Source organism: Entomomonas asaccharolytica (assembly GCF_016653615.1).
Classification (GTDB): Bacteria; Pseudomonadota; Gammaproteobacteria; order Pseudomonadales; family Pseudomonadaceae; genus Entomomonas; species Entomomonas asaccharolytica.
Map to the genome: position 1 here is coordinate 2,807,758 of NZ_CP067393.1, position 12,926 is coordinate 2,820,683.

Here is a 12,926-nt window from a genome sequence, read left to right on the forward strand (position 1 = left end):
ATAACTATACCATAGTATGGTCAGTATATTTAGGTAATATTATAGAAAAACGTGTTCCCTTTTTTGTATCTAAATTTACAGGGCTCTTGATGGTAATTTTGCCATGATGATCTTCGATAATCGAATAGACTAACGATAACCCAAGCCCTGTTCCTACCCCTGGTTCTTTGGTGGTAAAAAAGGGTTCAAACACTCGATCCCTAATATCCTCTGTAATGCCTTCTCCCTCGTCTTCAATCCACAGCTCTATGGTGTGTTCATGCTCGAAACTTGAGATAGTGATAATGCCATTTTCTATGGAAGCATCCCTTGCATTATCTAACAGGTTAATAAGCACTTGCGTTAACCGTTGCGAGTTACCTAACACTTGATGTTGAGGGTTACAGAAATTACTAAACTGTACATCTTTTTTCTCTTTATTAAGCACTAATAAATGGATGGTCTCTTGGATAATCTCATGCAGTGAAACAGGCGCACTTGCTTGGATTTGCCCGCCAGCATGGGCAAAATTCATTAATGAATGCACAATACGAGAAATACGTTTAGTTTGCTCAATTATTTGTGATGACATTTCTGTCACCTCTTTATTATCAGCCCACTCATCCCGCATAATTTGTGCTAAACAAGCAATACCAGTTACAGGGTTACCAATCTCATGAGCCACCCCAGCCGCCAGCCGACCGATAGAAGCCAAACGTTCAGAATGGATAAGTTGATCTTCTAATAAATAAGTATCTGTAATATCCTCAACCAGAATAACCATACCGCCACTATTAATTAAAATAGTGTCGCTAATGGTAGCTTTATGCAAATTATACCAGCGACTATGTCCATTAATATCAACACGTTGTTTGTAAAGATGATCTCCTGTAGACTCCATACAATTTATTAATAGTTCACGCCAAGCACCGCTAATAAAATGTAGATTTGCCCCCACGATATTATCTGCGGTTAATCCTGTTAATTCTTCCATGGCTCGATTCCACAGCAAAATATCCTGACTTCTGGAAACAGAGCACACACCAATAGGCAGTGTTTGTAAGGTTAAGCGATGGTAACGACGCAATGAATCTAATTCAGCAGCTAATCCTGTTAAGCGTGTTTCATAGCTTTCCAAATGGCTTTCCATAAAGTAAATATCTTCATTTTGAGCAATTAACTGCTCTGACTCATAGCTTAAAAATTTATCAACGATTTGCTGTGAAAGATGAGGCCCCATTAATCCTGAAAGATTAACTTCTATCTGTTCTCTTAGTCGACGTAGCGCATAAGAACGTTGCTCATCAATCGTAAACCCTAAATCATCCAATGCCCTCTCCACTTCTTTACGGGCTGTTTTATAACCCAGAGGCACCTCTAATGCTTTCACAAACTCTTGCGGAGAGCTTAATGTCATTTCTTTACGTTGCACGTACTGAGTTGTATTTACTGCACATAAATCAGCCGCATATTTTTCTTCTTCTGAACGTTTAGTGCATAAAGAGACTACAAAAAATATAGCAACATTAATTGATAATGAAATCATACTAGTGACATGCCAATCACTAGCGCCTAATAACTTAAAGCGACCTATATAGGGAATAGAGATAGCGTCAATAGAAGTGATTAAGGGGACTAACATAATCACAAACCAACTTCCCATACCCGCTAGCAGCCCTGCAATAAAACCTTTTTTATTACCCAATTTCCAATAGAGCAACACCAATACACCTGGGAAGAATTGTAAGGTTGCTATAAAAGCCGTTATCCCAATTTCATTGTTGGTATAATCTGCTTGGATTAATAAATAAAAAATATAGCCTAATAAAATGATAATAACAATCAAGGTTCGACGAAGCCATTTTAACCAACGATAAATATTCGTACTGCCTGAGGGTGTATACAAAGGTAAAACTAAATGGTTTAGCAACATCCCTGATAATGCAATAGTCGATACAATAATTAAGCCACTGCCTGCCGCTAATCCCCCAACATACGCCATAAGTGACAACCAATTATTATCATTATGCATCCCTATGCCTAAAATATAATACTCAGGATCAATCGATAAATTCTGGACAAGCCCACCCCACAGAATAAGAGGTACACAAAAAGCCATTGCTAATAAATAGAGAGGCGTTCCCCAACTAGCAAACATTAAGGCTTTGGGGGTAACGTTTTCTGTAAAGGTTAAATGGAACATATGGGGAGCTACAATGGTTGCAGCAAAGAATGAGAGTAATAAAGCGCGCCAAGGCCCTTCTTGTAAAGGTAGATGCAAACTCACTAAGGCTTCTTTATTTTCCATTAGCCATTGATTTAAGCCACTAAAACCACCAAAAATTCCATATACAACATAACCTGCGATAATTAAAAAAACCAATAACTTAACTACAGATTCAAACGCTACAGCCACCACCAAACCCACTCGTTTCTCACGAATAGATACCTGCCGTGATCCAAACAATACTGCAAAAATGATTAGCAATAGACAAAAAACAAAAGACACCAAAGGCGAAGTAGTCTGATGAGTTAAAATAGTCACTGATTGAGTAATGGCTTTAATTTGTAAAGCAATTAAAGGCAGCATGCCAACCAACATAAAGATACAGGTTAAAATACCTGCCCAATGACTGCGAAAGCGAAAAGCAAATAAGTCAGCCAAAGAAGAAAGTTGATAGTTTTGGGTCAATTTTAAAATAGGAAACAATAGTACAGGTACTAATAAAAAGGCGCCTGTAAAACCTAAACCAATAGCCAAATAGCCATAACCATAGTGCATTGCCAATGCGACTAAGCCATAAAAAGTTAGTGCACTGTTATAAATACCTAACGATAATATATAAATAATAGGATGGCTGATTAACTTGCCCGCTAATTTGCTATGTTCTGAAACCCAAGCAATACCAAATAATATTAATAAATAACTAACACTGATAACCGCAAGGTAGCTAACACTAAAGTTCGTCAACATCATGTTTTCCTTGCAATAACACAGTTGCAATAATAGTCACTAACCAAAAAAGATACGGCTTATACCAAACACTATCACCAGACACCCACCAATCTAAAATACTGGGTGAAAGCAAATAAATAATGACCATCAACAATAATACTAGCCGATAGATATACATAGTGCTGATTCCAAGGCGTCTTAATCGATTGTTTTACATACAGTAAAGTATGATTTCAGAATATTTCTAACAATTGTATAAAAATACAAATCATTGCATACTTCTACTATATAGGCAGAAAACAAATAAAGGAATAGTTATGTTATCAACAAACCAGAATGTGCCTTCACTTGAAGTAGGGGATATTGTCTTTACCTGTGTTGCTGCTTTTTTATTCCAAAGCATTTCAAAAGCCTCACTTTGTTGGAGCAACCATGTTGGCATTATTATAGGACATGATGGTAATGACTATTTAGTGGCAGAAAGCCGTGTGCCCATCTCGCAAACAACAACCTTGACCAAGTTTGTTAAACGTTCTCACCATAAACACTTTGCCATAAGACGCTTAACAACGCCTTTATCAGAACAACAGAAATTAGCTATCTGTAGTCAAGTGCCACAACGATTGAATATTCTGTACCATACGGGCTTTAAATTTGACTCAAAACTACAATTTTGCTCAAAGTTTGTTTATGAAATCTATAGAGACGCCCTACAACTTGAATTAGGTAAAATAGAAACCTTTGATGATTTATTAAAAACTAACCCTAATGCTAACTTAACCTTTTGGAAATTATGGTTCTTTGGTAAAATCCCATGGCAAAGAAAGACAGTAACACCTGCTAGTTTATGGTTTTGCCCTCAATTACACACTGTTTATGACAGCTCACCAGAAATCTCGCAGCGTTTTTATAAGGCTGCTAGTTAATTTCTCTGATAATAAAAAGCCTAGCATAAAGGCTTTTTATTAAGTTTTTGCAAAATTCCCTTGATATTTTGCTGATAATCTGGATAATTACACGACTATTTTTGCGGGTATGGCAATTATCCGCTAAATTTGAAGTATTGAGCCTAGCTTTACTTCAACAACGAATGATTAATTGCTTCCAAATCGCACTATATACCCCGACCCCACATAGTGTTAGAAATGGTGGCTATTACTTGTAAAACACATATTTTTTAATATCCGCCGCTTAATATATGCGGTCTTGAGGCTATAAAGAATGAAAACTTTTAGTGCAAAGCCAGAAACAGTTAAACGTGACTGGTTTGTTATTGACGCTGCAGGGCAAACATTGGGTCGTTTAGCGACTGAAATCGCATCACGCCTACGTGGCAAACATAAACCAGAATACACACCTCACGTTGATACTGGTGATTACATCGTTGTTATCAATGCTGAACAAGTTAAAGTAACTGGTAACAAAACAACTGATAAAAAATATTATTCTCACTCTGGTTTCCCAGGTGGAATTAAAGAAATCAGTTTTGATAAATTAGTTATCAGAGCGCCTGAGCGTATTATTGAAACAGCTGTTAAAGGTATGCTTCCTAAAAATCCATTAGGTCGAGCTATGTATCGTAAGCTGAAAGTGTATAAGGGTACTGAACATCCTCATACCGCTCAACAACCACAAGAATTGAAAATTTAATAGGCAGGATTGATTATGTCAGCTCAAAATTACGGTACAGGTCGTCGCAAAACTGCCGTTGCACGTGTATTCTTACGCAAAGGCACTGGTAAAATCTCTATCAACAATCGTGACCTTGATAACTTCTTTGGTCGTGAAACTGCTCGCATGGTAGTTCGTCAACCATTAGAATTAACTGAAAACACTGAAAACTTCGATCTATTCATCACTGTTATTGGTGGTGGTGTTAGTGGTCAAGCAGGTGCTATTCGTCACGGTATTACTCGCGCATTAATCGAATATGATGAAACTTTACGTAGTGCTTTACGTAAAGCGGGTTATGTTACTCGTGATGCTCGTGAAGTTGAACGTAAGAAAGTGGGTCTACGTAAAGCACGTAAACGTCCACAATACTCAAAACGTTAATCAGTTTTGCAGTTTACAAAAAAGCACCTTATACAGGTGCTTTTTTTATTGCCAGTATTATTCTTTATATCCTGTTAGTTTATTTTATGTAGACCTTTTCTACTTATTGCTATTATTTATTAATACCAATGAACCATATTACCTAACATACCCTATATGCTACTTTAAGAAAATAGATTAATGAGAAGGTAATGAAAATGAAACTTAATAGAGAACTGCAAGATTTTGCTGAAAAATTTCTAGGAAGAGCTCTAAAAAAAGAAGAGATCGAACAGCTTACAAAATTTAATCACCTATCAGTCCCCTCAGAAGATGAAATATCTCATAGAGAAATGTTAGTAGGTGTACCCAACATACATAATTTAATCACAATACTTAAGGCCTTTCAGTAATCTAATTGCTTTGACTACTTGTTCCTAAGGTTTCATCAGTTAGTTTTTTCCATTCTGACTTAACCGATTTTGGAATTAAATAATATCCAATTCCTAAAATAATAAACCAAATAGGACTTGCAATTAATGCTTGGCGAGTATCTTCTCTAAACGCTAAAGCTGCTAATAAAAAGACCATAAAGGCCAAACAGGCATAGCACATAAATAAGCCTCCTGGCATTTTATAAGTTGATCTTAAATGCAATTCGGGACGTTTCTTACGATAAGCAATATAAGAGAAAATAATAAGTGTCCACACAAAAATAAATAAGATAGTGGATAAAGTAGTCACTAAAGTAAATGCATGGATAATATTTTGATTATTAAAATACAATAAAATAGCACCTGGCAATAAACAAGCACAGGAGAATAATAAGCCTTTAGCTGGTACTGACGATTTTGATAACCGAGCAAAAGCGCGTGGTGCTTTGCGGGTTAATGCCAAGCCAAATAACATACGACTGGTTGAAAAAATACCACTATTAGCGGAAGAGGCAGCAGACGTTAACACTACAAAATAGATGACTGCTGCTGCCGCTGGAATACCAGCAAAGGTAAATAAGGTAATAAACGGACTCTTATCAGGGGCGATACTACGCCAAGGCATTACAGACATAATCACGGCTAAAGCCAATACATAGAACAGGATAATCCGAATAGGAATAGCATTAATTGCACGTGGTAAAGTTTTGGTTGGATTATTTGCTTCTGCGGCAGCAGTTCCCACTAATTCAACACCTACAAAAGCAAATGCTGCTATTTGGAAACCTGCTATAAACCCCCAACCACCTGTGGGAAAAAAGCCACCATCATTCCAGATATTGGATAGAGAAGTTACAGTACCTGAGGGCGTATTAAAACCATAAATAATAAACCCAAACCCTACAAAAATCAGTGCAACAATAGCTACTATCTTTACAATAGCAAACCAGAATTCCATTTCACCAAATAACTTAACAGTTAATAAATTTAATGCTAGAAACAATAAAATACATAATATTGCAGGAACCCATGGGGCAAGAGCAGGGGCAAAATACTCCACATAGCCAGCAATCGCAATTAAATCGGCAATACCTGTTACTATCCAACAGAACCAATAAGTCCAACCAATATAAAAACCTGCCATAGGGCCTAATAAGTCGGTGGTAAAATCAATAAAAGATTTATAGTTTAAGTTAGATAGTAATAATTCTCCCATTGCGCGCATCACAAAAAATAACATTACGCCAATGATGATATAGACTAATAGAATAGATGGGCCAGCTAAGCTAATGGTTTTGCCTGAACCCATAAACAAGCCAGTACCAATTGCACCACCAATGGCTATTAATTGAATATGTCTATTCCTTAGATGGCGATTTAAGGTTTCATTATCATTGCTTTGTTGCTGGGTATTCACAGTAAACAGCCTATAGCTAATTCAAAAAGTGGACACATAATACTACAAAAACATAAATTTATTTTATAGAACATTTATCTTATTACTATGTTCTACTCTGTGATTATAAAAATAGGTTATTTATCAGTAAACATGCCATATGTTATGACAAACTACAAACTGTAATAATGGCTGTTAATATCTAACCTAAAGACAACAAGAGAGATTATTAATATCTTTTCTTATTGAGCGTTTTAAAAATTATATCGATAACCTAGATTTAACTGTTTTTGATCAAATCTATTACCTATAGCATAGTTTATATCCACATAAATATTATGTGCTTTATTAATATTAGCAGAAATACCTATTCCATTATCTAACCACTCACCTCGGAAACTATGCTTTTCTTTACTGCCATTTAAACGATAGCTGGTATTGCCACTGAATTCACGTACATAACCTGTTTTAAAATAAACATCAATCGGATTATTTCCTTGGATTTGATAACCAATTAGTGCACCTGTACGTCCTAATACAGAATCATAAGTATCTAATTTTATTTTTAAACCATTACTAGCCTTAACTGTATCGCCACCTTGTATGGCTAGTGTTAGCTGTGCCTGTGGTTCAATATAAACGCCTGCTTGCTGTGCACTAAGCCAAAAACGCTTACCTACCTCAATGGAACCACTCACACCTTGAGTTCTTCCTTTACCTTTTACTGAGTCACCAGCAGTATCTTTAACATTGAATTGGTTATGAATATTATTATATTTCAATAAGCCATCAATATATATTCCATTATTATGAAGATAGGTCGTATAAAAACCTAAGCTATAATTCTTAGCTGTACCATCCCCTGCTTTATAATTAGGATTACCTTGGGTAACACCAACCATTGTTCCCAACAATAAATTACCTGATGCAAGCTCAATATTTTTATCAATACCTAGCTGGGTTCCCCAATAAGACATATCAAATCCTGATAAATTAGAACCAGCAAAAGAGGACAGTTTTCCACCAAATGATCTCATCCACAAACCGTCAGTAACTTTATCAGCAGTAGCTAATCTTAAATTACCTAAGCGTTGTAATAACGTTTGATTATCTATGTAATTTAGTAAATAGCTAGTGTTTAAAAAACTAACTCCTGCCAAAGCAGAAGAACTTTGTACACCTCTAGCACCATATAATTCCCAATCCGTTCCATTACTAGCTTTTCTGAGGTCATAGAGATAACCGCCTGCCTCAACACGGTTGGTTAAACTAAACCTTCCCTTGCCATCACTGGTCTCAACAACTGTTAATGTTTCATTACCATCAGTGGCTGCAGCTCCTTGATTAGTTATGTTCAGACGATGACTGCCTGCTGTTTGACCTGTAACCTTAACTAAATCACCCTGCGCCGTAGCTATATCAGTTTTCATACTAAATGTACCATTACCTGACAACTGCTGAGTAGTAAGGGTGGTAAAAGCTGAATTCACAAAATTAACCTGAGAGTTACTCAAAGCAAGCAGTGTAGTACTAGAATTATTTGTCATATTCCATACACTACTTGTCATATCTAGGTTAATGGTACCTGTGTTAATATCATAGATGTTAGCTTTGCCTGTTAACTCAGAACCACTGTTCATTTTTAAATCAATTAAGTTATTGTTGCCAAATTGAGAAGTATATAAATTTCCCACTATTTTCATTTTACTGCCATTAGTGCCTGTTTTAATAGTGCCTCCACTTGAAGCATATAACGTATCACTATTATTGCTGGCTGTTCCAATAATTTCAGTATTACCTGAAAAAACAACACTTCCTTCAGAAGCACTCACTACCTTACCTTTACCATGCAAAGTAACATCGGTTGCATTGATTACACCATTAGTACTTGCTGCCATTACTGTAGCAGAACTACTAGCAGAAACAGCTGTTACTCTATTTATGGTCATTGTACCCTCAGTAATATTCAATGCTGCATTGGTAGCGGAAATATTTACATCAGTTAAATTAATTGTATGATTATAGTTAGAAGGTTTTGGTGTAACACTTCCAACGACGATACCCCTATCATCGGAGATAACAGTGCCACCTATCATGGTAAAAGAGCCATTGTATACTACCACTCCAGAGGCGGTATTCCCTTTGGATATAATAGAAAGGTCTTGAGCAATAACAGTGCCATTATTAATACTAATACCATATCCACCTTTTGCACTGGTAATATTAATTTCTGAGCCCACACCTAAATCAACTATTTGGTCTGCATTATCTCTTACATTTACTCCAATAACTGTGTAAATGCCAGAACCAGTAGAGGTTATATCAATGGTTACTTGATCTGCTTTAAAGGAAGATTTATTGGAAACTGATACACCATAAGTTGTATCATCACAGTCAATAGTAATTTTATTGTTTCCAGTTAAGTTCACATCCGCGCTATTTAGTATTAGACCTGTTGCTGAATATTTACTACTCGCTTCTATATTAATATTACTAGCTGATAAATTACTATTTTTTAGATTGATAGCATACACATGATCTCCCTCTACCCTGAGGTGACCACCATCTCCTAAATCGATTAATGGTTTTGCAGAAGTACTCTGGCCATTAATATTAATAACAGAAGCAGTGTATCTGTCAGCACTTGTTCCTGTATTATTATTAATTACCTGCATATTTAGAGGATCAGCATTGAGTTCTACTTTGCTAGAACCGCTATAATAAATACCATATAATGTTTTAGTATCAGCCTCTGCGCTAATATTATGCTGGCTGCCATCTAAAGAAAGATTTTGATTAGGCTGCAACTGATAACCATACTTAATTTCTTGTGCCAGTAAATTATAATTATAAGCTATACCAAGTAAGGTAATAACGGAAAACTTCTTTAACATATTGTAGAACTCAAAACTATTAACTCTTATTGCCAATTCGATATGAATCAATAACATACGATGAATGCAGGTAATCCATATATTTATTAGTTATATTAATGGAAAAACCAAGATTAGACTAACGTATTATTTCACTAATAGTAAATCAAGCCATAAATGCATATATGAATTCTTACTGAATAATATAATGCTAATTTTTAATTATTTGAGCAGCTTTTAGAATGTTTAAAAACGTGTCAAATTAATCTAAGTAAACCCTCAATAATTTATTATGCTACGGTTTACAACTATTTTTAAATTTCATTTAAAGTTCTAAATATATCAATAGCTTATTTTCTTGATACAAATTAAGTCTATAAAACGACATTTTTTTTACATTTTTTGTTGTATATAGACACGCAATAAGCTATTTATAAGCATTAGCTAACTAACAAAAATCATTAAATAGGTTTACAAATTTATGCAACAAACCCCATCTCATCTTGGCTTTCCCCCTGAAACCCTAGCTGTTTTTATTACACTAGCTGTGGTAGCACTACTAATAGATTTATTTGCTCATCGTAGTGACAAACCTATTGGTTTAAAAAGCGCTGCCATTTGGTCAGTTTTTTGGGTGCTTATTTCATTAGGTTTTGCGGGATACCTTTACATTCATCATAATGCAGAAGTTGCCACGCTGTTTATTACAGGTTATGCCTTAGAAAAAATACTTTCTGTGGATAATCTATTTGTCATTATGGCCATTTTTGCTTGGTTTAAAATTCCAGATATGTACCGCCATCGTATTCTCTACTTAGGTGTTATTGGTGCAATTATTTTTAGAGGTGTTTTTGTTGCTATTGGTACTGGTCTTTTAGCCTTAGGCCCTTGGGTTGAAATGGTGTTTGCAATTATCGTTGGTTGGACTGCGATTATGATGCTGAAAAGTAAAGATGATGAGGAAGAAATTAAAGACTATTCAGATCATTTAGCTAACCGTATTGTGCGTCGTATTTTTCCCGTTTTCCCTAAAATTGTAGGTCATAAATTTTTTCTTAGCAGCAGACAAGTATCAGAAGAATTATTAAAACCAGAAAACCACAATCTACGCATTAATGTTAAAAAAGGGGCGATCTATGCTACGCCGTTATTACTTTGTGTAGCAGTAGTTGAACTCTCTGATGTGATGTTTGCTTTTGATAGCGTGCCTGCCATTATTGCAGTGAGTCGTGAACCATTAATTGTTTATTCGGCTATGATGTTTGCTATCTTAGGTTTAAGAACGCTGTACTTTGTACTTGAAGCGTTACGAAAATATTTAGTGCATCTTGAAAAGGCAGTGGTATTCTTGCTATTTTTTATTGCCTTTAAATTAGGTTTTAATGCTATAAACCATATTTGGCATTTAGGCTATGAAATTAAACCAACTATTAGCTTATATGTAGTACTTGTAGTATTAACCTTAGGTATTTTAGCTAGCTTTATCTTTCCAGAGAAAAAAGAACAAGACAAAGAGTAATCTCTATAAAAAATTAAGCCCCTGTTAGTTAGGGGCTTAATTTTTAACGACAAGCAATCTTCCTATCAGCTATTAATTAACTTTATCTTTAGTACCAATATTGAAGATTTGCGCAATAATTCCCATTGTTACAATGACTGCTGCTAATAGTAATGTGTAAACTACTTCATAGAAATAAGTACCTTCATACACCATCACGATAAATGCACCAATAATAAACACAATAACGGCATAGGTAAGCCATGGGAAGAACCATACTTTCAACTTAATTTCTCTACCTTCCGCTTCTAATTTACGACGCATCCGTAATTGTGAACAAGCCACCACTAGATAAACCAATAGTGCAATAGTACCCGTTGCTTGCATTAATACATCATAAACATCCATTAAATGGAAGGCTGCAAAGAAAATAGCTACGAATGCAAAGAAACTAGAGATTAATACGCCCACCCAAGGTGTCCCCGTTTTATTGCCAGTAATCTGCATAATACTGTGAGCATCACCGCGTTTTGATAAAGAGAATAACATACGTGATGCTGTATATAATGCTGAGTTAAAACAGCTACATACAGAGGTTAATACGATAAAATTAACAATAAAGCCCGTATAAGGAATACCTAATGCATCTAAAGTAACACGGTAAGAACCCCAAGTAGGATCTCCTAAACGTGGATCATTCCAAGGCACTAAAGCCACTACAATAAAGATTGAGCCCACATAGAATAAACAAATCCGCCATACTACTGATTTAGTGGTTTTAATAATTTCTTTACTAGGGTTAGCAGATTCTGCTGCCGCTACCGTTACAATTTCAGCCCCTAAGAAAGCAAACATTACACCCAGTAAAGCAACAATAACTGCTTGCCCCCCATTTGGCATAAAGCCGCCTGTAGAAGTGAGGTGAGAAATACCACCTGTTGTTCCCCAAGGCCATAAGTGAACGATTGCCAAACAGCCAATAATAATAAATATAATTATCGCAACAACCTTAATTAATGCAAACCAGAACTCAAACTCACCATAACTGCGGACGTTCATAAAGTTAACAATAATTAAGGCTATTGTAACGATTAGGGCAAAACCCCAAACAGGTACCATTGGGAACCAACTATTGAGAATAGTTCCTGCAACAAAAGCTTCCCAGCCCATTAATAAAGCCCAGAAATACCAATATAACCAACCAATGGTAAAACCTGCCCAACGACCAATAGCACGATCTGCATAAGTTGAGAAAGAACCTGTATCTGGTTGTGCTACAGCCATTTCACCTAACATTCTCATGGCTAAAATAACTAAGATACCACCACCGATATAGGCAAGAATAACAGCAGGGCCTGCCATTGCAATAGTTTTGCCAGATCCAACAAATAGAGCGGCACCAATAACACCCGCAATTGACATCATCGTAAGATGACGAGACTTTAGACCACCTTTTAGTTCTGTATTATGGCCTTTTTTATTTACACTTTTTGCTTCACTCAAAATTTGAACTCCTTTGACAAGTTATTCATTAGCCTATAAATATAGCCAAATAAATTCTAGAGACTAATAGAACTTATTAAGGATGCTTAAATTGCAAATTCCATTCCACATTTTAATTTATATCCAAAAAATGACTATTTGTTATAAGCACCAATCAAACAACTTATAAAACGATAACACTGCTAGCCGCAGTAAAAACTATAATTTCTAAGGGTTTTACTGTATTTATTAATAATTGATCTAAACTATACAG

Annotated in this window: 10 protein-coding genes; 5 read left to right on the forward strand and 5 right to left on the reverse strand. The window is 35.6% G+C overall.

What is annotated here, in order from left to right; genetic code table 11:
• Nucleotides 1-4: 4 nt before the first annotated feature.
• A complete protein-coding gene (locus tag JHT90_RS13055) occupies nt 5-2,953 on the reverse strand; it encodes a sensor histidine kinase (RefSeq protein ID WP_201095895.1) in 2,949 nt (982 codons plus the stop codon).
• Nucleotides 2,937-3,113, reverse strand: coding sequence for a hypothetical protein (locus JHT90_RS13060; protein ID WP_201091722.1), 177 nt, complete (start codon nt 3,111-3,113; stop codon nt 2,937-2,939). Before JHT90_RS13060 ends, JHT90_RS13055 begins: the two co-directional genes overlap by 17 nt.
• 139 nt (nt 3,114-3,252) lie before the next feature.
• On the opposite strand from JHT90_RS13060, the gene JHT90_RS13065 reads away from it, so the two are divergent.
• From JHT90_RS13065 to JHT90_RS13080, 4 genes are all read left to right on the forward strand, one after another.
• Complete coding sequence (locus tag JHT90_RS13065; protein ID WP_201091731.1) at nt 3,253-3,861, forward strand: YebB family permuted papain-like enzyme; 609 nt, start codon at nt 3,253-3,255, stop codon at nt 3,859-3,861.
• 295 nt (nt 3,862-4,156) lie between these two features.
• Complete coding sequence (gene rplM, locus JHT90_RS13070; RefSeq protein ID WP_201091736.1) at nt 4,157-4,585, forward strand: 50S ribosomal protein L13; 429 nt, start codon at nt 4,157-4,159, stop codon at nt 4,583-4,585.
• Between the two features lie 15 nt (nt 4,586-4,600).
• Nucleotides 4,601-4,990: a 30S ribosomal protein S9 gene (gene rpsI / locus JHT90_RS13075; protein ID WP_201091738.1), complete on the forward strand. Its 390-nt coding sequence runs from the start codon at nt 4,601-4,603 to the stop codon at nt 4,988-4,990.
• 191 nt (nt 4,991-5,181) lie between these two features.
• Nucleotides 5,182-5,382, forward strand: coding sequence for a hypothetical protein (locus JHT90_RS13080; RefSeq protein ID WP_236253962.1), 201 nt, complete (start codon nt 5,182-5,184; stop codon nt 5,380-5,382).
• Nucleotide 5,383: 1 nt separating this feature from the next.
• Here JHT90_RS13080 and cycA read toward each other — a convergent pair whose 3' ends face one another.
• Entirely contained in the window at nt 5,384-6,820 is a 1,437-nt protein-coding gene (gene cycA / locus JHT90_RS13085) for a D-serine/D-alanine/glycine transporter (protein ID WP_201091748.1), read from the reverse strand.
• Nucleotides 6,821-7,053: 233 nt separating this feature from the next.
• Nucleotides 7,054-9,693, reverse strand: coding sequence for an autotransporter outer membrane beta-barrel domain-containing protein (locus JHT90_RS13090; RefSeq protein ID WP_201091750.1), 2,640 nt, complete (start codon nt 9,691-9,693; stop codon nt 7,054-7,056).
• Nucleotides 9,694-10,153: 460 nt separating this feature from the next.
• Here JHT90_RS13090 and JHT90_RS13095 point away from each other — a divergent pair, with 460 nt between their 5' ends.
• The gene (locus JHT90_RS13095; protein ID WP_201091760.1) at nt 10,154-11,191 is read left to right on the forward strand and encodes a TerC/Alx family metal homeostasis membrane protein; all 1,038 of its coding nucleotides are present in this window, start codon (nt 10,154-10,156) and stop codon (nt 11,189-11,191) included.
• Between the two features lie 72 nt (nt 11,192-11,263).
• Here the strand turns inward: JHT90_RS13095 and JHT90_RS13100 are convergent, their stop codons facing one another.
• A complete protein-coding gene (locus tag JHT90_RS13100; protein WP_201095897.1) occupies nt 11,264-12,595 on the reverse strand; it encodes an amino acid permease in 1,332 nt (443 codons plus the stop codon).
• Between the last annotated feature and the right edge of the window lie 331 nt (nt 12,596-12,926).